The sequence below is a fragment of the Flavobacterium sp. genome, from assembly GCF_044348915.1.
Taxonomy (GTDB): Bacteria; Bacteroidota; Bacteroidia; order Flavobacteriales; family Flavobacteriaceae; genus Flavobacterium.
Genome location: NZ_JBIKRX010000009.1, coordinates 1 through 21799, shown reverse-complemented (window position 1 = coordinate 21799; position 21799 = coordinate 1). Strand labels below are relative to the sequence as shown.

Genomic DNA, 21799 nt, shown 5'->3' with positions numbered 1-21799 from the left:
TTAGCAACAACTTCCACCTGGAGTGCAGCAACTTTGTTCGATTTTAATATCCGATAATCTTACTTTTTGTTTTTCAGTGGGAACTCCACATTGGTCTTGAGCCAAGCAAGCGGTTTTTTTGTTCAACAAAACAAAATCATTTCCGTTGAAATCCAAATCGTATTTACCAATCGTTTGTGCTTGATATTCCACTTCAATTTCAAAATCTTCGATACCCAAAACTTTCTCAGACAATTCGATGATATTGAGTAATTTTTTAGGTTTCAAACGGTGTTCAAAATCGTTGGCGTCCCATAATTGAAAGTTTACGACGGTTTCTTTGCGAACCGTTCCGCCACAATCGATGAAGTTTTTGGTTATTAAACCCACTTCGGTTACGTGAAAATGTTCCGGTACCGAAGTTCCGTCGGCCAAGACGAAGTTTACCGCGTCTACCGATTTCAAGATGTTTTTTGCTTGTGATAGTTTCATTTTTCTTTAATTCTAATTAACAACATTGATTTTTATTTTTCTCCAAATGTTGCGTTACCTCTTGGAATAAACCTTTTATTTTTTCGAATCCTAGTTCGTCAATACAATAGCAAATCGACGCACCTTCGAAATTCCCTTTGATTAAACCTGCATTTTTGAGTTCTTTTAAATGCTGGGAAATCGTAGGTTGTGCTAAGGGCAACTCGTTAACGATATCGCCGCACATACAGCTATCTACTTTTAGCAAGAAATCGATAATTGCGATTCGAGCGGGATGCCCGAGTGCTTTGGCTAATATTGCAAGTTCATTTTGCTTCTCTGTAAAACTGTCTGTTTTGGATGCGCCCATTGTTATATATTTATATTGCAATATTACGATAAATAATATTGCAGGCAAATCTTTTTTTGAACTTAACAATTATTTAAAATAGTTTAAAGTAAATATTGATGTAATATAATCCAGTTACAATAAAGGTAACTCCCGCCAAAATTCGCATTACTTTTTCGATTTTGGTGATGGCTTTGAAGTAGATTCCCAACTTTTCCATACTAAATGCGATCACAAAAGCAAATAGAATTACTGGTAATCCCGTGCCAATCGAAAACAATACAGGCATTGCCAAACCTGATTTGATGGTCATTGGAATAAGCATTCCGAAAAACAACGCGCCACTATAAGGGCAAAAAGCCAAAGCAAATAAAGCGCCCAAAAGGAAAGCTCCCAGCAAACCTTTTGTCTTGAATTGATCTGAAAGTTTCTCGATCCAATCACCACCATTTATGAAGTTAAGTTTGATGATGTCCAACATTATTAATCCTAGAATTACCAGAACAAAACCAATGAATTTCTCTCCGTTTCCTTGAAAGAGTTTGGCTATTTGAAATGTATTTGCTCCAAAATAAATAATAGCACCGATGACGGTGTAAGAAAACATTCGTCCCAAAGTGTACAGCAAACCGCTCAACAATACTTTCTTTCGGCTGTTGATGGTTTTGGCGATAAAAGCCGTTGCCGTGATATTTGTTGCCAAAGGACAAGGCGCAATGGCGGTCAATAATCCCAAAGCAAATGCCGCCAAAAACGGCATTTCTTGATTTTGGGCCAATTCGTTAATCCATTCCATACTACGATTTTAGAAAAGCATTCAAATTTTTATTGAATTCTTTTATGAATTTGTCTTGATCGCCCGCATTCATAAACGCCATATCGGTTAGATTCTTGGTCTTTTTAGTTTTGGTGTTGTACAAATACAAGGAACTTCCAAAAGCTTGAAATTGAGCACATTGTTTTTCGTTCTTTTTGTCATCGGCATTGACTAAAGAAAATGGCACTGTCGGATATTTTTTTAGGGCAATTCTAGCTAGTTCCTCGATTTTGTTGCAGGTCATACAGCGGTGCTCCAAATGAAATTGAATCACTTGAACAGTCGAAGTGGTTGCTTTTTTGGCTTGAGCGTTTCCATTATAAGAAACAAATAGCAATATTAGCGTTGCGAAAACGGGTATTAAAATAACTTTTTTCATCTGTTGATATTTATGGTTTTTTATCGGTCATATGTAATTCGCATATCATCATTAGTGTTTGCGACCAATTATCGGTTATGCTCATTTCATAGTATTGGAAATTTAATTTTATAAAATAATATTGAACAAATAACCGGAAATAATAATGCAAATCGTTATTATTGAAAAGAATATGGCAATTAGGTTCCAGGTCATAACTTTTTTGAGCATAGTGGCTTCCGGGATTGAAAGTCCAACTACCGCCATCATAAAGGCGATGGCTGTTCCTATCGGAATTCCTTTTTGCACCAATACTTGAATGATAGGCAAAACCCCCGCAGCATTACTGTACAGTGGGACTCCAAGAATAACCGCTACTGGCACAGCCAACGGATTGTCTTTGCTGATGTATTCTTCGAAAAATCCAGTTGGAATAAAGCCGTGCATCAAAGCACCCAAACCAATTCCTATGATGATGTACCAAAAAACACTTTTAATAATCCCAAAAGCTTCCTGGAATATTTCAGGTAATCTATGTGCGAAAGTTATTTCTTCTTCCTCAAAATCGCTTTCTTTTTCGGAATTCGCCAAAATTCCTTGAACCCAAGGCGAAAGCTGTTTTTCCAAGTTCAATTTTCCTAAAATAAAACCACCAATTACTCCCAGTAGAATTCCGCTTGTTACATAAATAATGGTAGCCTTCACACCAAATAATCCAATAAACATTGCAATAGCGACTTCGTTTACCAAAGGCGAAGTAATGAGAAACGCAAAAGTAACTCCTAGTGGAATACCTCCCTTTACGAATCCAATGAATAAAGGTACTGAAGAACAGGAACAAAATGGGGTCGCTGCTCCAAACGTGGACGCAAATAAATATTCCAATCCAAAGAGTTTGTTTTGGGATAGAAAATTTCGAATTTTATCAACTGGGAAATAGGAATTAACTACTCCCATCACGGCTGTAATGAGGAATAGCAAGATTAGAATCTTTATCGTATCATAGATAAAGAAATTTAAGGCATCGGCGAATTTGCTTCCTTTCGCTATGCTAAAAAGAGAGTAAACGATCCAATCGGCTAAATTTTGAACGCAGTCAAACATTTTTATTTTGTTTTGCTTATTCGATTAACAACAACTGCCTTCTGTTTTTGGCTCGTCCTGGTTGTTGCAGCAGGATTTTTTACTCTCATCTGCAGCGTGTGAATGTGAATGCGAATCACAACAAGAGGAAGCTTCGGCATTTTCTAAAACCGTGGCTGTGTCACCAATGGTTGGAAATCCTTTTTGCGCCCACCGAATCAGACCGTGTTTCATATTGATTACATTATCATAACCGTGATATACCATAAAACCAGCGGCTCTCAAACTTCGGCCTCCGCTTCTGCAAACCATAACAACAGTTTTGTCTTTTGGGATTTCGGTAAAATGCTCCTCGAAAACACTCAAAGGAATATTGATGATATTGGGTACATCGTACGCCAATTGTGCTACTTCATTTTGCTCACGAACATCTACTAATAAAGCTCCGTTTTTGATCAAAGCTTGCGTTTTTGTTGGGCAAATTTGGGTTACTTCTACTTGCTTTTCCATTGTTTTATTGTTTTAAAAATGCTATAATTTCGTCTATTTGGGCAATTCTTCCCTTTATTTTTACCACATCATCAATCATCAAAACGGGAGTGGTTAGTACATTGTAGCGCATCATTTCTTCGATGTCTTCAATTTTGATCAATTCGGCTTCGATTCCTGACTGTTTTACGGCTGCTTCCGCATTCTGGAAAGTGGTTTTGCATTTGGGGCAACCAGGTCCCAATACTGTAATTGTTTTCATTTTAATTGGTTTTATAATCGTTTAGTTTTAGGTTCCATCAATTGTTCGGGATTAAGAACTAGGGCGATATTTTGTTCTAAATTTGGGGTTAATAACTCATTTAGTATACTTCTGGCCATTTCCCAATTGTTTCTATTGATACAATACTTGACGGTTGGAGGTGTAATATTGCCTTGAATCAAACCAGCGTCTTTTAATTCGTTCAAATGTTGTGACAAGGTTGATTTTGCAATAGGTAGTTCTTCTGCCATATCCCCGTGGAAACAGCAAGATTGAGAGTTTAGTAATTCCAAAATGGCTATTCGAACTGGATGTCCCAAGGCTTTTGCAAATCGAGCAGTTTGCTCTTGTTCACTAGTAAAGTAATCGGATTTTGGAGTGGTAGGCATGCTGTTTATTTATTATTCGTAAAATTACGAATAATAGATAAGGTTTTCTCAAAAATGACCTTTTTTATTTGGTATTTCTGATTTTTGAGAATTAGTTCTTCGACATATTAATTATAGCTTAAAAATTCAATATTATTTTGGTTTTTTTGTATAAAAACATTGTTTTTAACTTTTTTTTATTTCAAATGGGCTAAATGGGAAGATTTTTTAGTTGACTAAAGCAAAGGTTTAGCACAACATTACTACAACATGTGGCATTTTTCGATACAGAAGTGACTACTGTATGTTATTATAAAAACAATCTATCACCACTGATTTCAAACGTTTTCGTGATTTTTTGCATTGTATGGTTTTTGTATAGTTTGATAAAACGGGCTCAATTATATAGTTGTTTACATTTGGATATTAACTTAAAATAGAAATATTATGAAAAAAATTACGCTTTTAATTGTACTAATGATAACATCATTAGGTTTTGCACAACCAACGACGTCTGCACCAGTGCCGACAAAAAATGCTTCTGATGTGGTATCAGTTTATGGTGGTAGTTATACTAGCATTGCGACAAACTTAAATCCGAATTGGGGTCAATCAGGTACCGTTAACGCATCATTCAATCCAGGAGATGGCAATTTATGTATGGCTTATACCAATTTTAATTATCAAGGAACAATACTTACCCAGACAAATCTTTCTGCAATGGAATATTTACACGTTGACGTTTGGACTAATAAAGCTCCAGCTAATTTTATATTACAAGTTACACCAGTAAACGTAAGTGCACCTGGGGAAGTCCTTGTGACGATCAATCATGTACAAGGGAATTGGTATAGCGTTGATATCCCGAAAAGTTCTTTTACGGGCATGACTTGGAATTCTGTTAAAGAACTTAAATTTGCTGCAAATGGAGCAGGAAGTACTCCTCCAGGGGATATTTATTTAGATAATATCTATTTTTGGAAAACACCACCGCCAGCGGGAACACCAGTTATAGGACCACTTACTGTACCTGCCAAACAAGTTGGAGATGCTCCTTTTAATTTAACAGCTCCTACAAGCGATAGTCCTGGTACTTTTTCATATACTAGTAGTAATTTAGCTGTTGCAACAATTTTAGGAAGTACAGTAACAGTAGTTGGAGCGGGAACTTCAGTAATTACTGCAATTCAAGCTGCATCGCCACCATATTTAACTGGAAGTGTTACAGCTAATTTGGTTGTTGAAGCATTCCCTTTAACAGCTGCTCCAACACCTCCTGCAAGACCTATTACTGATGTAAAATCTATTTACAGTGATGCTTATACACCAATAGCAACACTTATTTATACTGGGGATGTTAATACATACAATACTTCATGGTGCGGTGGAACAACATCACAAGTTTCGGTTGTTGGTAATAACACTCATAAAGTTACTGGTCTTGGTTGTGAAGGAGTGGATTTTCAAATTGCTCGCTTTGATGCGACAGGTTTTACACATTGTCATATTGATATCTGGACAGCTACTCCAACATTGGATAAAAGCGTTACTTTGAAATTTTCAAATTGGAATGGTGGAGCAGGGGAATTTAATGCTATTCTATACTCAGTAACCAATGCAAGTACTTATAAATTGCCAAATCCTAATCCGGGAACTTGGATATCTTTAGACATTCCATTGGCTGATTTCTTCCAAGGAAATGCAAATGGTGTTATCAGAAATGATCTAGTACAATTTATCATTTCATCTGATTTAGGTACTGTTTATTATGATAATCTTTATTTACATAAAAACACTACTCTGGGAACAAATAAATTTGAAACTTCAACTGTAAAAATGTATCCTAATCCTGTAAAAAACACTTTGACTATCGAAGCCAACAGTGAAATTCAAAGAGTATCTGTTTACAATGTTTTAGGTCAAGAAGTAATGAAAGCTAGTCCAAAAAGTAATTCTGCTACTTTACAAAATGAATCTTGGAAAATAAGACAAGAAGGTGAAGTTGGCGCCGGTTGGGGAATTTGGGATAAAAATGAAAATTTAAAATTTAATAAATAAAAAATCATGTCATACAGAGAAGGCCATAATTTTTCTTTAGTTGATTATTTAAATCAAGAACTAGCTCAGGACAATTATCAAGAAATTCAGATTTCTGAATTAAATTCAAAGGATTTAGCCAAAATATGGCGAGAAACTTTAGAAGACGGAATGCACGGTGTTTGCTTCAGTTTGTACGAAGACGGACAAAAACCGGGTGATATTATTTCTGAGGAGCAAGTCCGACGTAGGATGAAAATAATTGCGCCTTACACCAAATGGGTTCGCTCTTGTTGCTGGGCACAGAATGCAATTCTGCGCTAGCGTTGGCGTAAAGATTTAGTATATGTCTAGTACATAGCGTCATTGTTTTCCGATTTCTCAAATGCGGTTAGAAAGAGTAAAAAAGAAAAAAGTCCTGCAAGGTATAGTCCAAGTCCAAAATTTAATTTTAGTTCATCTGTAGCTAATGATGAAAATGTGTAAATCATATCAATATTCCCTTTAATAGAAAGATATACATAACCACTAACACCACTTCCATAAAGTCCGCTTGTTAAGTATATCCAGGCATTTTGATTTGTATTTCTATAGCTATTATAAAAGGCATATCCAGCCGTAAAGACTGACACATATATTAATATTGTTGATGGTACCCATCTTACTCCTGAATAAGATAAAATTAACTTTTCTGTTTCAATATCAACCCAATTAAACAAGCAAGCTATTATTATTCCTATTGATAAAATTCCACGAATTAGATTCATAAATAGCAGTTTAAAAATTATCTTTTGATTCTCGCTTAAGATGTCTACTAATTTTTTGTAATTATTTTTTGTTAAATACTGAAATAATTATTTCTTGTTAAAGATAAAAAAACTAGCGTAATATTTCACGATTATCAATTTATAATTCCTTTGTAAATTCATCGAATAATTCTTCTAATTCTTCCGTTGGGTGAAAACCAAATTCTACTTTTTCATGAACAAATAAGCCATCTTCATAAGTTATTTCCGAGAGTGAATGAGATAAATCCTTATCAGAAACTTTTTCTAGAAGTTCAGCTAAAGGTATAGGTTGCCATTCTCCATCTTTTTGCTCCCGATATACATAAGCAGCCTTTGTAAGTACACATAATATTCGTTTGTCTTTGGAAAATCCACTTTTCACAACTACATATTCTCCGTTATGATTTCGGAAGAAAGTCGCTCCCTTGATCAAACGATCATTATATGCTGTCAATGGGTCGCCCTCAAACACTTGTGGAGTGCTTGGATATTCGTTTGGTTTGTCCTCAAAGGTGAAAACAATGCGTTGTGCTGCATTATGCGTTTTAGACATTATGTAATTGTGTTGTTCTGCAGATGGAGCTTGAGCGATTTCTCGATTAAAAATCCATTCTCCTATCGAACCCCCTTGTAGTTGCTTATCACTTGCTGCCCAAGCCAATAATCTTTCTTTACTTACTTGACCCTCTTCTTTTGAAACAGCACACATCCATTCATAGTTTGGTTCTTGAAACTTATCACGGTATTTTGAAGGGTCGGTCAAAAACGCTTCTACGCTTCCGCAAACAATTTCAATACGTCTTGCTGTAATTGGGTTAAGAATAACATTTTCTAATCTCGTTAGCCAACGTAAATTCTCTTGACGGTTATTTTGTTTGTTTGTATCTATATGGTCAACAACGTGCTCTTTTGTTGGCGGTTCTCCGAGAAATGATGTCGCAACTATGCGGTGAATTCTAACTGTAGCAATTTCTAAATATCCTGTCCTGAGGTTTAGTTTGCCAAAAGTCCAATTGTTATCTGATGGTCGAGGTCGTTTCCCTTCAAGAGGATGGCGAAATACCGCTCCGTTGTCACGAACGGAATATCTTTCCTTTTTATAAATGCATTCACATTCTTTTTCAAAGTTATTTATATTGACCATAATTTAAGAATTTTGGGAGTTAACAAAATCAATTAATTCTATTTTAGTGCCTAGTGCTAAAGCAATTTTCGAAAGTACATCTAAGCCTACAGAATATCGTCCTTGTTCAATTCTGCTAAGATTAGCTGCATCTATGTTAGCTTGTTGAGCAAGAATTCTTGCTTCAATATTTTTTTCTTTTCTCAATTCGCGAATTCTTCCTCCAATTCGCTTTCGTTCTTGTTGAAGAAATATTCTTTCATCTTCTTTTTCTCCTTTTCCGCCCTGAATTGCTATTCCTTCGTCATAGTTCATTCTTATCCAAATCCAATACTGCATCCCCATACCAGTTTTTTCTCCAATATAATCTTTGAAATATTTTTCAAAATAATAGGCTAATTTATCTGAAACGTATTCTTGCTTTTGAAGAGGTGTTGGAAAAAGAGTATTCCAAATGAATTTTTCGCCGTCTGGGGCAATAAGTGCAATAGTAAAGTCATCTGTAAATCTTGCTTGTATCATAATATCTTTTGAAGTATTTATGGTGTTTTTGCCACTTTTAAAATTATAAAGCAAAGATAAATATAAATTTTATAATTGGCAAATATGCCAATTATAAAATTTTTTACATTCAAATTGAATAGTTAAGTGTTATGTACTTTGTAGAAGCTTATTATGTTTACTGGTAATGATTTGCCAATTGGTGTTGTGGCGTATATGCAGTCAGGAGACTTCGAAGAGTTAGATTCTTGCTCTAGTTTAACTTACCACCCGAAAGGATTCGTGCGGGAGCGAGGGCAATTAAACAAAAAACACCAATCTCTCGAATGGTGTTGTTTAATAACCCTGTCAGTTTTGAACTCTGACAGGGTTTGTTGTTAATAAGAAGATTAATGCACCAACTCCCCTTGATTCCTAAAGACCAATTTCCCATCGAAGGCATCAATCAAAACGATGCTATCGGTCGTTATTTTTCCAGAGAGAATTTCTTTGGATAATTCATTGAGCACCTCTCTTTGAATCACACGTTTAACCGGTCGGGCACCAAACTGCGGATCGTAGCCTTTCTCAGAAAGATAGTCAATCGCTTCTAGTGTGGCGTCCATCGTGATGCCTTGTTGAAGTAACATTTTGGTTACTGATTTCAGTTGCAAGCTTACGATTTGGGCAATGTTGGCATTGGTCAGAGGCGTAAACATCACTATCTCGTCAATACGATTGATAAATTCCGGGCGAACGGTTTGTTTCAATAAGGCCAAGACTTCCGCTTTGGCGGCTTCGGTAGTGGCTTCGACGTTGCCTTTTAGTCCCCAACTTGATTGGGGATCAAACTTATCTTGTATAATTTGGCTTCCCATATTCGAAGTCATAATGATAATCGTGTTTTTGAAATCGGCCAAACGTCCTTTGTTGTCTGTCAATCGTCCTTCGTCCAAAACTTGTAATAAGATGTTGAACGTATCCGGATGCGCTTTTTCAATCTCGTCTAATAATATTACAGAATAGGGTTTTCTACGCACGGCTTCGGTCAATTGTCCGCCTTCGTCATAGCCCACATATCCAGGAGGCGCGCCCACCAATCGGCTCACGCTGTGGCGTTCTTGGTATTCGCTCATATCAATTCGGGTCAAGGCGTTTTCATCATCGAACAGGTATTCTGCCAAGGCTTTGGCTAATTCGGTTTTTCCAACTCCAGTTGTTCCCAAGAAAAGGAAAGTTCCCACGGGTTTCTTCATATCCTGCAAGCCCGCACGACTTCTACGAACGGCGTCGCTAATCGCTTCAATGGCTTCTTCCTGACCCACAACTCTGCGGTGCAATTCGTCTTCGAGTTTCAAGAGTTTTTCTCTTTCGCCTTGTAGCATTTTCAACACGGGAATTCCAGTCCATTTGGCCACCACTTCGGCTATGTCTTCACGAGTGACTTCTTCTTTGATCAAGGAAGTTCCTCCTTTTTGGTCTTCGGCCAATTGTTTTTGGAAGCCATCCAATCGTTCTTGAGCTTCTTTTATTTTTCCGTACCGAATTTCAGCCACTTTTCCGTAGTCGCCGTTTCGTTCGGCACGTTCGGCTTCGGCTTTGAAGTCTTCGATTTCGGTTTTTACAGCTTGAATGTTATCGACCACATCTTTCTCGGATTTCCATTTTGTAAAGACTTCGTTTCGGTCGTCTTTGAGGTTCGCCAAATCCATTCCCAATGCTTTGAGTTTACTTTCGTCTTTTTCTCTTTTAATAGCGGCGATTTCGATTTCCAATTGCATAATTTTTCGATCCAAAACATCCAATTCTTCAGGTTTCGAATTGATTTCCATTCGGATTTTGGAAGCCGCTTCGTCCATTAAATCGATGGCTTTGTCCGGCAAAAATCGGTTGGTGATATAGCGTTGCGATAGTTCAACAGCTGCAATAATGGCATCGTCTTTGATCTGTACTTTATGGTGTGTTTCGTATTTTTCCTTGATGCCTCGAAGAATAGAAATTGCACTTTCGGTATCGGGTTCCTCGATCAGTACTTTTTGGAAACGACGTTCGAGTGCTTTGTCTTTTTCGAAATATTTTTGGTATTCGTCCAATGTGGTTGCACCAATAGCTCGCAATTCGCCACGAGCCAAAGCCGGTTTCAGGATGTTTGCCGCATCCATAGCGCCTTCGCCACCACCTGCACCTACAAGGGTGTGGATTTCGTCAATGAAAAGCACAATATCGCCTTCGGCAGCGGTTACTTCTTTCACTACTGATTTGAGACGCTCTTCGAATTCTCCTTTGTATTTGGCTCCCGCAATCAAAGCACCCATATCGAGTGAAAACACGATTTTGTCTTTCAGGTTTTCGGGAACGTCGCCGTCCACGATTCGGTGTGCCAAACCTTCGGCGATGGCAGTTTTACCAACACCAGGTTCTCCTACCAACATTGGGTTGTTTTTGGTTCGACGGGTCAAGATTTGCAAAACCCTGCGGATTTCCTCGTCACGACCTATTACGGGATCTAGTTTTCCCGAACGAGCCAATTCGTTAAGGTTTTTGGCGTATTTATTCAATGAATTGTATGTCTCCTCCGCAGAGGCGGAGGTCACTCTTTCTCCTTTACGAAGTTCGTCGATGGCGGCTTTTAACCCTTTTTCGGTTACACCTTGGTCTTTCAAAATCTGAGCTACTTTGCTTTTGGAAGCGAAGATAGCCAAGATCAAATGTTCGATCGAAACGAATTCGTCGTTCATTTTTTTGGCGATGATTTCGGCTTCGGTTAATGTTGTGTTTGCCGTTCTGGAAAGCATAATTTCGCCTCCGGAAACTTTTGGAAAGCTCTGGATGGTGCTGTCTAATATTTGTTCGAACAACGGAACATTTACATTTAATTTTTTCAAAATAAATGGAGCTACATTTTCGTCTACCTCAAAAATAGCTTTGAAAATGTGTTCGTTCTCGATTTGCTGTTGTCCAAAACTCTGAGCCAATTGCTGTGAGAGCTGAATGGCTTCCTGTGATTTGATGGTGAATTTATTGATGTTCATTTTGTATGTTGTTTTTAGTTTATAGTTTTTTGTTTGTAGTTATTTAACTAGCTTTGGCAAATAATCGTCAAAAGGTATTCCACCACTAAAGTTACGACATTTTGACTGGTTACTAATGGGTTACGAACGACAAAATGACTTAAAAAACGACAGTATGACTATATTTTCATCAATTTTCGGTAGTTCTGATGGACTAGAAAAGGCAAAAAGCACAATCAAATGGATTGCACTACAAGATTTAGGGCAATTGAATGAAATAATCAATAATTCACACGAAAAGCCAGTAGTGATTTTTAAGCACAGCACCCGTTGTAGTGTGAGTCGAATGGCGTTGAAACAATTTGAGGCAGAGACGTTGCAATGCAACGTCTTTACTGAAAATAACATCGATGCCTATTTCTTGGATTTATTGGAACATCGAGACATTTCAAATGAGATTGCTAGCCGTTTTGGAGTTTATCATCAATCGCCACAATTGTTATTGATCAAGGATGGAAAATCGGTTTATGATGTTTCTCATAGCGATATTGATGCGCGCGAGTTGAAAGCGAAGTTGTAGTTTTTGTTGCTTTAAATATAAAACCGCAAATTCGCAAATTAGTCTTTTAGATTAAATTTGTGAATTTGCGGTTTTTTTTATTGGTTGAAAAGCTTAAAAAGCCAATTTCATCTTCTCCTTAATTTCCTCCAAACAAAGATTGTTAATACTTCCTTCATGGGTGTGTTTGGTTGCTTTTGGAGATTGAAAAGTGCCGTTTTCCAATTGTTCTGCAACTGCTTTGTAGGCATCCCTAAACGGCATTCCAGCAACTACCATTTCGTTTAAAGTATCTACAGTAAATAGGTAATCGTATTTTTTATCGGCTAGAATATTGTCTTTTACCTTGATGTCCTTGATCGAGAAAATGGCAATATCCAAACAAGCTTTCAGGTTTTGAATCGCTGGAAACAAACCTTCTTTCAACAGCTGAAAATCACGGTGATAGCCACTTGGCAAGTTGTTGGTAATTAAAGTAATCTCATAAGGCAGAGATTGAATCTTGTTGCATTTTCCTCGAATCAATTCAAAAACATCTGGGTTTTTCTTGTGTGGCATTATGCTCGAACCCGTCGTCAAATGGGCTGGCAAAGAGATGAAATCAAAATTCTGGCTCATATACAAACAAACGTCCATAGAGAATTTTGCCAAAGTTGCTGCAACACTGCTCATCGCGAAAGCAACGGTTTTCTCTGATTTTCCGCGACTCATTTGCGCCGCAACCGAATTGAATTTCAAAGTTTCGAATCCTAATTCCTGAGTAGTAAAAGTTCTGTTGATAGGGAAGGAGCTACCGTAACCCGCGGCGGAACCCAATGGATTTTGATCCACAATTTTCAGAGCGGCGTTCAACATCGTGATATCGTCAATTAAGGTTTCGGCATAAGCGGAAAACCACATCCCGAAAGACGAAGGCATCGCGATTTGCAAATGCGTATAGCCAGGCAATAACACGTTTTGGTATTGTTCTGCCGATTCCATCAACAAATCGAACAGGGTTTTTACTTGAGCTTTGAATTCGGTTACCACATCTTTTAAATACAAATTCACGTCAACCAAAACTTGGTCATTGCGAGAACGAGCGGTGTGGATTTTCTTTCCGGCATCACCTAGTTTTGTCGTTAACAAATATTCTATTTTGGAATGGACGTCTTCAAAACTATCTTCAATTTCGAATTCGCCTTTTTCGGCATCGATGATGATGTCTTCTAAAGCCAAAACCAACGAATCTGTTTCTTCTTCTGTCAAAAGCCCGATTTCGCATAACATTTTGGCGTGAGCGATAGAACCCAAAGCATCATATTTAGCCAAAACCAAGTCTAATTCGCGGTCGTTTCCAACGGTGAAATGTTCGATTTGTTTATCTGTTGGTATTCCTTTTTCCCAAAGTTTCATTTTGAACTGTTTTTGGTTTATAGTTTATTGTTTTTTAGCCCCGATAGTAGTGGAAATCCTTTTATTTTTTTTCTTTAAAAAATAAAAGATTGCAGCGAATAGCGGGATTAGCTCCTTCCTTCGACTTCGCTCAGGATTATATTTTAATTTTTAAAAAAGTCAGTCAATATTTTGATATATAAATCGATTCCTTCTTCAATTTCGTGCAAATATATAAATTCATCTGCTGAATGGGACCGCAAGCTTTCTCCAGGGCCTAGTTTTAATGATTTGCAATACAAAACCGATTGATCGGACAGGGTAGGAGAGCCATAAGTGGTTCTGCCCAATGCGATTCCAGCTTGTACTAATCCGTGTGAGACTGGAATTGAAGAGGCGTTTAAGTGCATCGAACGTGGTGTTAATTCTGCATTGACATTTGCTCTAACTGTTTCTAAAATTTCGGTATTGTTGTAACAATCGTTTACGCGAATATCGACAACCAAATGGCATTCGGCGGGAACTACATTATGTTGTTTTCCTGCGTTAATTTGGGTTACGGTCATTTTTACGGGACCTAAAACTTCGGATATTTTTTCGAATTGATAGGTTTTGAACCATTCAATCACGGGCATCGCATTGTAAATAGGATTGTCTGGATTTTGGTGCGCAGCGTGACTAGCGGTGCCTTTGACCACTACATCCAAGACTAATAATCCTTTTTCGGCTACCGCCAATTGCATTAAGGTAGGTTCGCCGACGATGGCACATTCTAGTTCTGGCAAGTGTTTCAAAACACTATTTAATCCGTTTTTGCCACTGTTTTCTTCCTCAGCCGAAGCCACTACTACAATATTGTAAGGCAGATTTTTCTCGGCATAAAAATGAGTAAAAGTAGCGATAAGCGATACCAAACAGCCTCCTGCATCATTACTGCCTAAACCAAAAAGTTTAGAGTCTTCAACTTTAGCTTCAAACGGATTGTTGGTGTAGCCCTGATTTGGCTTTACTGTGTCGTGGTGCGAATTGAGCAAAAGCGTGGGTTTGTCTTTGTCAAAATATTTGTTGTAAGCCCAAATATTATTGTTCTCTCTCTCGAAAGGGATGCTATTTTGTGTAAACCAATTTTCGATTAAAATCGCCGTTTGATCTTCCTCAGTCGAAAAGGAAGGAGTTTCAATCAGCGATTTTAATAAAGTTATGGTTTCTTTTATTAGGGTTTCTATGTTTTTCATATTTTTTTACAATGATGTTTTTTCACCGCAAGGACACAAAATATATTGTTTTTTCACCGCAAAGGCACAAAGGCGCAATGTTTTTTTATTTTTCTGCTATTAAGAAAATAAATTGTAAAACTTTTATTTATATTTTTTTTGTGGCCTTGCCTCTTCGCGGTTCATTTTTACAATTCTATATTAGTGCAAATTGCCTTGTCGTTTTTCAACATTTTATGATGACCAATTTTTATTTTTTGGACTCCTTTAGACAAACTATTGAAGCAGTTGTCCAATTTTGGAATCATTCCAGAATGAATCGCACCTTCTTCTTTTAACTTGACATAAAGAGCTGAATTGATTTGTTCGATTACCGAATTTTCATCATCCACATCCGTCAGAACGCCTGATTTTTCGAAGCAGTAATTCAAAGTTACTTCAAAAACTTCCGATGCAGCAATGGCTAATTCACTAGCGATTGTATCTGCATTGGTGTTCAGTAATTGTCCTTTTTTGTCGTGAGTAATGGCACAAAAGACTGGGACAATTCCGCTATTGATTAAAGTCTGCAAGAGTGGTGTATTTACTTTTTGAACGTCTCCCACAAAACCGTAATCGATCGTTGGATGATTTCTTTTGGTCGATTGGATTAGATTTCCATCAGCTCCCGAAAACCCTATCGCATTGGTGTCATTGGCTTGCAATTGAGCGACGATATTTTTGTTGATTTCACCTGCATAAATCATCACGACTACATCTAACATCGGTTTATCGGTTATTCTTCGTCCATCAATCATTTGAGGAGTTAAGCCAATACTTTGCGCCATTTTGGTAGCCGATTTTCCGCCACCGTGAACGAGAATCTTCTTTCCTTCAATCTTCGAAAAATCAGATAGAAACATTGATAATTCAGTTGGATTATCGATGATGTTGCCACCAATTTTTATAATGGATAATGGTTTTTTATTTGACATTTTTACTTTTATTTTAGATTTGACAAGATTTGACAACTTTTAGAAAGTTGTCAAATCTGCTATTTTCTATTTTCTAAAATCTTCTGCAACACTAATTGAGCAGAATAGGTTCTGTTATTCGCTTGTTCGATGACAATTGAATTTTCGCTATCAATCACTTCGTCAGTAACAATTACGTTTCTACGAACTGGCAAACAGTGCATGAATTTAGCATTGTTGGTTAATGCCATTTTTTCGGCAGTAACCGTCCAATTTGGGTCAGAATTTGTGATTTTACCGTATTTCTTGTAATTGCTCCAGTTTTTGGCGTAGATAAAATCGGCATTTTCGAAAGCTTTATTCTGGTCGTATTCTATTTTGGAATCTTTGGTGATTTCAGGATTCAGTTCGTAGCCTTTTGGATGCGTAATCACGAAATCCATTTCAGTTTGTTTTTGCATCATTTCCACAAAGGAATTGGGAACTGCCTGAGGCAAAGCCCTAGGATGTGGTGCCCACGTTAGAACCACTTTGGCTCTGTGTGGTGTTTTGTGTTCCGCCATCGTAATAGCATCGGCAAGGGATTGCATCGGATGTCCCGTAGCGCTTTCCATATTGACAATTGGTACCGTAGCGTGTTTCAAAAATCCTGAAATTACGGTTTCGGCATTGTCTTTTTCTTTGTCGACCAAGCCTGCAAAAGCGCGTATGGCAATGATGTCTGCGTATTGCGAAACCACTGCAGCCGCTTCTTTGATATGTTCCGAAGCACCTTGATCCATAACGACGCCATCTTCATATTCTAATGTCCAACCTTCGCTGCCAAAGTTCATTACCATCACGTTCATTCCTAAATTTAAGGCTGCTTTTTGGGTGCTCAAACGCGTTCTCAAACTGGAGTTAAAGAACAACATTACCAGTGTTTTGTTTTTCCCCAGTTTCTTGTTTTTAAGCGGATTTTTTTTGATTTTTAACGCTTGTTTCACCCAATTTTCGAGTGAATCTATGTTTTGTATGGATATAAAGTTCATAGTTTTAGTTTTTAGGACGCTGATTAAACGGATTCGCTAAAGCGAAGGCGCGGATAAAAAACGGATTTGTTGCTATTTCTTTTGATTTATTGTACACTGATTAAACGGATTCGCTAAAGCGAAGGCGCGGATAAAAAACGGATTTTACTTTATTTATTTTCTATGATTTTCAAATATTTTTCTTTTAAATTCTGGTTTTTTTCCAAAATTTAGAAGTAAACCAACTTCACAATCTGTTCCTCTTAGATAATTTAGTATTTGATTTTCAAAATCTTTCACAATACATTCTGCAGCTTTTAATTCTAATATAATAATATCTTCAACTACTAAATCAGCATAATATTCTCCAACTTCAATTCCTTTGTAATAAACTGAAATTTCCTTTTGGGCTTCCACTTTATAACCTTTATTTTTCAATTCTAGATACATAGAGTTTTGATACACTTTCTCCAAAAAGCCATAACCCAATTCATTATAAACTTCATAAAAAGTTTTAATAATTGTGTTTGTTAATTCTTCGTGTAATAATTCCATATGAATAATCTGTTTTTATCCGTGTTTTCGCAAAGCGAATCCGTTTCATCCGTGTCCCAATCTATACAATTTTTGTAAATGCAATTTCATTCTTCAACCCTTTTAAAATAAAATTATCTTCCAAGCCGTTGATAATCCAGGTTTCGATATTTGCTGCTTTGGCAATTGCTGCTGAATCAATTTTGGATTGCATTCCGCCTGTTCCGTGAGACGATTTTTTGTCTCCAATTTCTTTTTGCAATACAGACAAGTCAGTCACTAACTCAATGGTTTCAGGGACTTCGTTATTTATGGATGCTTTGGTGTAAATTCCGTTGGTGTTGGTGGCAATAATCAAAATATCTACGTCTAATAAAACGGCTGTTAAAGCAGCCAGTTTATCGTTGTCGCCAAATTTAATTTCGTCTGTGGCAACCGTATCATTTTCATTAATAATTGGAATATAACTATTTTTGACCAAGACATTTATCGTGTTGACGATATTGGTTTTGGTTTGTTTTTTTTCAAAATCAGAATAGGAAAGCAAACATTGTGAAGTATGTAACCCTAAATCACTGAAGTTTTCGTGGTAAATCCGCATCAAATGGGGTTGACCAATCGAAGCTAAAGCTTGTTTTACAAAAACATCTTTATCGTGATTGTCTAGTTTAACAAACTGTTTGGCTGCTGCTATAGCACCTGAACTGACGATGATAAACTCGTATTCGTCTTGTAGAGCGGCAATTTGCTGTCCAATATCTTCAATCTTTCCTCTCGAAATATGATCGGTTTCTTTGGTGAGCGTGTTAGTGCCTAACTTTAGTAAAATTCTTTTTTTCATTTTTATTTTTTTAGCCTTTTGAGGGTTTAACCACAAAGGGAACAAAGTTTAAATTGAATAATTATTTCGTAAATCGCAAAGTTCACAAAGCGTTATTTGATAATTATGTCATTTTGTTCTCGACTGCTCTCAAACAGTAAACTAATTACTGAACACTGCCAACTTTTATCTTACTTGTCCTTCACCGTAAATATACCATTTATTGGTCACCAAATGTTGTAATCCGATAGGGCCGCGTTGGTGCAATTTGTCCGTACTTATTGCTAATTCTCCTCCCAAACCAAATTGACCTCCATCGGTAAATCGAGTGGAAGCGTTTTGATACACTGCTGCACAATCTACTTGCTCCATAAATTCTTGGGCAATCACATCGTTTTCGGTAATAATCGAAGCCGAATGTCCACCGGAAAATTGGTTGATTTTTGCCACCGCTTCTTCGTCGGAATTTACGATTCCAATGACGATTTTATAGTTTAAAAACTCTTCGTACCAAATCAAATCGGATTCAATTTGAGGAACCTTTGTTGCTTTTGAAAAACGTTCGTCTCCCAAAATTTCAACTTTATACTTGTGTAATTCAGCTACTACTTTAGCGGCAAAATCTTCCCAGTTTTCTAAATTGGAATCAATTAAAACCTTGTCCAAAGCATTGCAAACACCTATGTTGGTTGTTTTTCCGTTGATGATAATGTCCAATGCTTTTTGCAAATCGGCTTCTTTGTTGATGTACAAGAAATTGTTGCCACGACCACTGACAATTACTGGACAAGTAGCGTGTTTTTTGGTAAAAGCAATCAATTGTTCGCCACCACGAGGCACGATTAAATCCACTCTTTGTGTTGGATTTTCCAAGAAAGCCTGAGTTTCAGCACGATTGTAATTCAAATATTCTACCCAATCTTTAGCAATATCATTTTCTTCCAAGGCTTGGTGCCAAAGCGAAACAATTTTCAAATTCGACAGCAAAGATTCTTTTCCACCTTTCAGCAAGATTTTGTTACCGGATTTGAATGCAATTCCACCCGCTTCAACAGTAACATCTGGACGAGATTCGTAAATAATCATTATGGTTCCAAAAGCAGCTGTTTTGTTGGTAATTTTCAGTCCGTTTTCGTGAGTGAAATTGAATCGTTCTACGCCAACAGGATCTTCCTGGCTTGCTAATTGCTGCATCGACAAAATCATTCCGTCAATTTTGGCGTCATCAACAAGCAAACGTTTTTCCATAGCCAAATCATCACCGGAATAATTGCTTAAATCCTGTTGATTGATACTTTTAAGATTGGCTCTTTCTTGTTCCAGAAGTTCCGCCATTCTAGTTAAAACGGCGTTTCTTTTTGCTATGGATAATACTGTATTCATTTTTATTGTTTTAGTTCAGCTAATGATTCTTGCAAAGCCACAATAAATGTATCAATTGCTTCAGTTGTAATCGTCAATGGAGGTAGAATTCTCAATAAGTTTTTATTGTTGGCTCCGCCTGTAAAAATATGTTTTTCGATAATCATTTTCTTTCTCAAGGCGCTCACGTCGAAATCAAATTCAACGCCTAGCATCAATCCTCTTCCTTTTACCTTGATGATTTCAGGAATGACTTTGATGGCTTCAAAAAAGTATTCGGATACTTTGTTCGTGTTGGCTATTAAGTTTTGTTTTTCCATCACGTCCAAAACGGCAATTCCGGCAGCGCAAGCCAAATGACTTCCACCAAAAGTAGTTCCCAGTAAACCATAACTGGCTTTGAATTTAGGTGAAATGAAAACGCCTCCAATCGGAAAACCGTTCCCCATTCCTTTAGCAGTAGTCACAATATCAGGATGGATTCCGTGGTGTTGGTGTGCAAAAAACTTTCCGCTTCTTCCGTATCCTGATTGTACTTCATCTAAAATTAAAGCGACTTCGTTGGCAGCACAAACTTTCTCCAAAGCCTGAAAAAATTCGGTTGTACCTTGATCCAAACCACCAACTCCTTGGATTGGTTCAATGATTACGGCACAAACATCTCCTTTTTTTAATTCGGTTTCTACCAAATCAATTTGGTTTAGAGGCAAGAAAGTAACTGCTTGTTGTGCGTTTAATGGTGCCACGATTTTTTTGTTATCGGTAACTGCAACAGCCGCCGAAGTTCGACCGTGAAATGAATTGTCAAAAGCGATTACTCTTGATTTGTTCGTGTGAAAAGAAGCCATTTTCAAAGCATTTTCATTGGCTTCAGCCCCAGAACTGCAAAGGAATAAACTGAAATCGGTTAAGCCAGAAGCTTTTCCTAATTTCTCAGCTAATTCTACTTGCAATGGATTTTGGATGGCATTCGAGTAAAAACTCAAATTATCCAATTGGGCTTTCACTTTGGCCACATAATCTGGCTGGGTGTGACCGATAGAAATTACTCCGTGACCAGAGTATAAGTCTAAATATTCGATTCCTTTATCGTCTGTAATGATGCAGTCTACTGCTTTTACAGGCGTAATAGGATATAATGGGTAAACGTCAAATAAGTTCATTTTGTTTTTGTTTAATTGGTTATTTGCTTATTCGGTTAATCGATTAAACGATTCACCGAGTAAACTTCTTAGAATCCGCTTGGTTTCAGGTGTAAACCTGTAGTTTCTTCGAGTCCAAACATTAAATTCATATTCTGAATGGCCTGTCCTGAAGCACCTTTTACTAAATTGTCGATTACCGAAGTAATCAAAATCCGGTTTCCTTTTTTCATTAAACTGATAATGCATTTGTTGGTTTGAACCACTTGTTTCAAATTGATATTTGTGGTTGTAACAGTTACGAAAGGTTGATCGGCATAATACGCTTGGTATTTCGCTAACAAATCTTCTAAACTTTCTTCGGTCTTGGTATACAAGGTTGCAAAAATTCCTCTGGTGAAATCGCCTCTATTGGGTACAAAAATAACTTCGTCCTTGAAAGTTGCTTGCAACAGACTCAAACTTTGGTTTATTTCTCCCAAATGTTGATGGTCGAAAGCTTTGTAATGCGACATATTGTTGTTTCTCCAACTGAAATGTGAGGTTTCAGATAAACTTACTCCGGCACCAGTACTTCCTGTGGTAGCGTTGATGTGGATGTCATCTTTTAATAAACCATCAGCAGCCAATGGCAATAAAGCCAATTGAATTGCCGTGGCAAAACAACCTGGATTAGCAATATATTGAGCGGTTTTTATATCTGTTTTGTTCAACTCTGGTAAACCGTAAACGAATGATTTTCCGTTGAAATCTTTGTCTTTTAATAATCTGAAATCATTTCCTAAATCGATGATTTTGGTCGCATTAGAAAACTGATTTTCTTCTAAAAAGGATATTGATTTTCCGTGACCTAAACACAAGAACACCACATCTACGTTGGGATTTACGGTGTCGGTGAAATTCATTTCGATATCGCCCATCAAATCGTGATGCGCTATAGAAAGTGGTTTTCCCGCATTGGTTGTGCTGTAAACGAAATCCAATTTTGCGTTGGGGTGAAACATCAAGATTCTGATGAGTTCCCCGGCTGTGTAACCTGAACCGCCTATTATACCTATTGAAATCATAACTTTAAATTTTTATTTGAACCATTAAGATCATTAAGAATGTTACGCTTAATGAAACTTAATTATCTCAATGGTTTGAAAAAAGTAATAATTAATTACTCGTATGTTTCATTATTTACTGATGAAAATATGTTTTGAGCATTCCCTAA

Annotated in this window: 24 protein-coding genes; 3 read left to right on the top strand and 21 right to left on the bottom strand. The window is 37.1% G+C overall.

Annotated elements, in window-relative coordinates; translation table 11 throughout:
- From ACIQ1E_RS02865 to ACIQ1E_RS02830, 8 genes are all read right to left on the bottom strand, one after another.
- Positions 1-471 (bottom strand): DUF6428 family protein, encoded by a 471-nt coding sequence (locus ACIQ1E_RS02865; protein ID WP_396168508.1) that lies wholly within the window; start codon positions 469-471, stop codon positions 1-3.
- A gap of 16 nt (positions 472-487) precedes the next feature.
- Positions 488-820: an ArsR/SmtB family transcription factor gene (locus ACIQ1E_RS02860; protein WP_396168506.1), complete on the bottom strand. Its 333-nt coding sequence runs from the start codon at positions 818-820 to the stop codon at positions 488-490.
- Positions 821-893: 73 nt separating this feature from the next.
- Positions 894-1595: an aromatic aminobenezylarsenical efflux permease ArsG family transporter gene (locus ACIQ1E_RS02855; protein ID WP_396168504.1), complete on the bottom strand. Its 702-nt coding sequence runs from the start codon at positions 1593-1595 to the stop codon at positions 894-896.
- 1 nt (position 1596) lies between these two features.
- Positions 1597-1995 (bottom strand): nitrophenyl compound nitroreductase subunit ArsF family protein, encoded by a 399-nt coding sequence (locus tag ACIQ1E_RS02850; protein WP_396168503.1) that lies wholly within the window; start codon positions 1993-1995, stop codon positions 1597-1599.
- A gap of 108 nt (positions 1996-2103) precedes the next feature.
- Positions 2104-3078 carry a permease gene (locus ACIQ1E_RS02845; RefSeq protein ID WP_396168501.1) on the bottom strand — a complete coding sequence of 325 codons (975 nt, stop codon included), beginning with the start codon at positions 3076-3078 and terminating at the stop codon, positions 2104-2106.
- Positions 3079-3102: 24 nt separating this feature from the next.
- The gene (locus ACIQ1E_RS02840; protein ID WP_396168499.1) at positions 3103-3567 is read right to left on the bottom strand and encodes a rhodanese-like domain-containing protein; all 465 of its coding nucleotides are present in this window, start codon (positions 3565-3567) and stop codon (positions 3103-3105) included.
- A gap of 4 nt (positions 3568-3571) precedes the next feature.
- A complete protein-coding gene (locus ACIQ1E_RS02835) occupies positions 3572-3808 on the bottom strand; it encodes a thioredoxin family protein (RefSeq protein WP_396168497.1) in 237 nt (78 codons plus the stop codon).
- 11 nt (positions 3809-3819) lie between these two features.
- Entirely contained in the window at positions 3820-4197 is a 378-nt protein-coding gene (locus ACIQ1E_RS02830; protein WP_396168495.1) for an ArsR/SmtB family transcription factor, read from the bottom strand.
- A 426-nt stretch (positions 4198-4623) separates the two neighbouring features.
- Here ACIQ1E_RS02830 and ACIQ1E_RS02825 point away from each other — a divergent pair, with 426 nt between their 5' ends.
- Entirely contained in the window at positions 4624-6234 is a 1611-nt protein-coding gene (locus tag ACIQ1E_RS02825; RefSeq protein ID WP_396168493.1) for a T9SS type A sorting domain-containing protein, read from the top strand.
- A gap of 6 nt (positions 6235-6240) precedes the next feature.
- Positions 6241-6537 (top strand): hypothetical protein, encoded by a 297-nt coding sequence (locus tag ACIQ1E_RS02820; protein WP_396168491.1) that lies wholly within the window; start codon positions 6241-6243, stop codon positions 6535-6537.
- 26 nt (positions 6538-6563) lie between these two features.
- Here ACIQ1E_RS02820 and ACIQ1E_RS02815 read toward each other — a convergent pair whose 3' ends face one another.
- From ACIQ1E_RS02815 to clpB, 4 genes are all read right to left on the bottom strand, one after another.
- The gene (locus tag ACIQ1E_RS02815; RefSeq protein ID WP_396168489.1) at positions 6564-6980 is read right to left on the bottom strand and encodes a hypothetical protein; all 417 of its coding nucleotides are present in this window, start codon (positions 6978-6980) and stop codon (positions 6564-6566) included.
- A 139-nt stretch (positions 6981-7119) separates the two neighbouring features.
- On the bottom strand, positions 7120-8145 hold the full coding sequence (locus tag ACIQ1E_RS02810; RefSeq protein WP_396168488.1) for an HNH endonuclease signature motif containing protein: 1026 nt from the start codon (positions 8143-8145) through the stop codon (positions 7120-7122).
- 3 nt (positions 8146-8148) lie between these two features.
- Positions 8149-8646: a helix-turn-helix domain-containing protein gene (locus ACIQ1E_RS02805; protein ID WP_396168486.1), complete on the bottom strand. Its 498-nt coding sequence runs from the start codon at positions 8644-8646 to the stop codon at positions 8149-8151.
- A 368-nt stretch (positions 8647-9014) separates the two neighbouring features.
- Positions 9015-11636, bottom strand: coding sequence for an ATP-dependent chaperone ClpB (clpB, locus tag ACIQ1E_RS02800; protein ID WP_396168484.1), 2622 nt, complete (start codon positions 11634-11636; stop codon positions 9015-9017).
- A 154-nt stretch (positions 11637-11790) separates the two neighbouring features.
- On the opposite strand from clpB, the gene ytxJ reads away from it, so the two are divergent.
- Positions 11791-12195, top strand: coding sequence for a bacillithiol system redox-active protein YtxJ (ytxJ, locus tag ACIQ1E_RS02795; protein ID WP_396168483.1), 405 nt, complete (start codon positions 11791-11793; stop codon positions 12193-12195).
- A 93-nt stretch (positions 12196-12288) separates the two neighbouring features.
- On the opposite strand, the gene argH is transcribed toward ytxJ, so the two are convergent.
- From argH to argC, 9 genes are all read right to left on the bottom strand, one after another.
- Positions 12289-13569 (bottom strand): argininosuccinate lyase, encoded by a 1281-nt coding sequence (gene argH, locus ACIQ1E_RS02790; protein ID WP_396168481.1) that lies wholly within the window; start codon positions 13567-13569, stop codon positions 12289-12291.
- Positions 13570-13712: 143 nt separating this feature from the next.
- Entirely contained in the window at positions 13713-14783 is a 1071-nt protein-coding gene (locus ACIQ1E_RS02785) for a M20 family metallo-hydrolase (protein WP_396168479.1), read from the bottom strand.
- A 167-nt stretch (positions 14784-14950) separates the two neighbouring features.
- Positions 14951-15736 carry an acetylglutamate kinase gene (gene argB, locus ACIQ1E_RS02780; protein ID WP_396168477.1) on the bottom strand — a complete coding sequence of 262 codons (786 nt, stop codon included), beginning with the start codon at positions 15734-15736 and terminating at the stop codon, positions 14951-14953.
- Positions 15737-15795: 59 nt separating this feature from the next.
- Positions 15796-16746, bottom strand: coding sequence for an N-acetylornithine carbamoyltransferase (locus ACIQ1E_RS02775; protein WP_396168475.1), 951 nt, complete (start codon positions 16744-16746; stop codon positions 15796-15798).
- A gap of 153 nt (positions 16747-16899) precedes the next feature.
- Positions 16900-17280 (bottom strand): GxxExxY protein, encoded by a 381-nt coding sequence (locus ACIQ1E_RS02770; RefSeq protein ID WP_396168473.1) that lies wholly within the window; start codon positions 17278-17280, stop codon positions 16900-16902.
- A gap of 61 nt (positions 17281-17341) precedes the next feature.
- A complete protein-coding gene (proB, locus tag ACIQ1E_RS02765; RefSeq protein ID WP_396168471.1) occupies positions 17342-18100 on the bottom strand; it encodes a glutamate 5-kinase in 759 nt (252 codons plus the stop codon).
- 165 nt (positions 18101-18265) lie between these two features.
- A complete protein-coding gene (locus ACIQ1E_RS02760) occupies positions 18266-19462 on the bottom strand; it encodes a glutamate-5-semialdehyde dehydrogenase (protein WP_396168469.1) in 1197 nt (398 codons plus the stop codon).
- A 2-nt stretch (positions 19463-19464) separates the two neighbouring features.
- Positions 19465-20604: an aspartate aminotransferase family protein gene (locus ACIQ1E_RS02755; protein ID WP_396168467.1), complete on the bottom strand. Its 1140-nt coding sequence runs from the start codon at positions 20602-20604 to the stop codon at positions 19465-19467.
- Positions 20605-20672: 68 nt separating this feature from the next.
- Positions 20673-21650, bottom strand: a complete 978-nt coding sequence (gene argC, locus ACIQ1E_RS02750) for an N-acetyl-gamma-glutamyl-phosphate reductase (RefSeq protein WP_396168466.1) — start codon at positions 21648-21650, stop codon at positions 20673-20675.
- Positions 21651-21799: the final 149 nt, after the last annotated feature.

Coding starts and splice junctions, on each gene's coding strand:
- ACIQ1E_RS02840 (WP_396168499.1), bottom strand. CDS start 3,567: ATGGAAAAGCAAGTAGAAGTAACCCAAATTTGCCCAACAAAAACGCAA.
- ACIQ1E_RS02855 (WP_396168504.1), bottom strand. CDS start 1,595: ATGGAATGGATTAACGAATTGGCCCAAAATCAAGAAATGCCGTTTTTG.
- ACIQ1E_RS02860 (WP_396168506.1), bottom strand. CDS start 820: ATGGGCGCATCCAAAACAGACAGTTTTACAGAGAAGCAAAATGAACTT.
- argH (WP_396168481.1), bottom strand. CDS start 13,569: ATGAAACTTTGGGAAAAAGGAATACCAACAGATAAACAAATCGAACAT.
- argB (WP_396168477.1), bottom strand. CDS start 15,736: ATGTCAAATAAAAAACCATTATCCATTATAAAAATTGGTGGCAACATC.
- ACIQ1E_RS02830 (WP_396168495.1), bottom strand. CDS start 4,197: ATGCCTACCACTCCAAAATCCGATTACTTTACTAGTGAACAAGAGCAA.
- ACIQ1E_RS02865 (WP_396168508.1), bottom strand. CDS start 471: ATGAAACTATCACAAGCAAAAAACATCTTGAAATCGGTAGACGCGGTA.
- ACIQ1E_RS02760 (WP_396168469.1), bottom strand. CDS start 19,462: ATGAATACAGTATTATCCATAGCAAAAAGAAACGCCGTTTTAACTAGA.
- ACIQ1E_RS02825 (WP_396168493.1), top strand. CDS start 4,624: ATGAAAAAAATTACGCTTTTAATTGTACTAATGATAACATCATTAGGT.
- ACIQ1E_RS02815 (WP_396168489.1), bottom strand. CDS start 6,980: ATGAATCTAATTCGTGGAATTTTATCAATAGGAATAATAATAGCTTGC.
- clpB (WP_396168484.1), bottom strand. CDS start 11,636: ATGAACATCAATAAATTCACCATCAAATCACAGGAAGCCATTCAGCTC.
- ACIQ1E_RS02785 (WP_396168479.1), bottom strand. CDS start 14,783: ATGAAAAACATAGAAACCCTAATAAAAGAAACCATAACTTTATTAAAA.
- ACIQ1E_RS02820 (WP_396168491.1), top strand. CDS start 6,241: ATGTCATACAGAGAAGGCCATAATTTTTCTTTAGTTGATTATTTAAAT.
- ACIQ1E_RS02770 (WP_396168473.1), bottom strand. CDS start 17,280: ATGGAATTATTACACGAAGAATTAACAAACACAATTATTAAAACTTTT.
- ACIQ1E_RS02835 (WP_396168497.1), bottom strand. CDS start 3,808: ATGAAAACAATTACAGTATTGGGACCTGGTTGCCCCAAATGCAAAACC.
- argC (WP_396168466.1), bottom strand. CDS start 21,650: ATGATTTCAATAGGTATAATAGGCGGTTCAGGTTACACAGCCGGGGAA.
- ACIQ1E_RS02805 (WP_396168486.1), bottom strand. CDS start 8,646: ATGATACAAGCAAGATTTACAGATGACTTTACTATTGCACTTATTGCC.
- ACIQ1E_RS02845 (WP_396168501.1), bottom strand. CDS start 3,078: ATGTTTGACTGCGTTCAAAATTTAGCCGATTGGATCGTTTACTCTCTT.
- ACIQ1E_RS02810 (WP_396168488.1), bottom strand. CDS start 8,145: ATGGTCAATATAAATAACTTTGAAAAAGAATGTGAATGCATTTATAAA.
- ACIQ1E_RS02775 (WP_396168475.1), bottom strand. CDS start 16,746: ATGAACTTTATATCCATACAAAACATAGATTCACTCGAAAATTGGGTG.
- ytxJ (WP_396168483.1), top strand. CDS start 11,791: ATGACTATATTTTCATCAATTTTCGGTAGTTCTGATGGACTAGAAAAG.
- ACIQ1E_RS02755 (WP_396168467.1), bottom strand. CDS start 20,604: ATGAACTTATTTGACGTTTACCCATTATATCCTATTACGCCTGTAAAA.
- proB (WP_396168471.1), bottom strand. CDS start 18,100: ATGAAAAAAAGAATTTTACTAAAGTTAGGCACTAACACGCTCACCAAA.
- ACIQ1E_RS02850 (WP_396168503.1), bottom strand. CDS start 1,995: ATGAAAAAAGTTATTTTAATACCCGTTTTCGCAACGCTAATATTGCTA.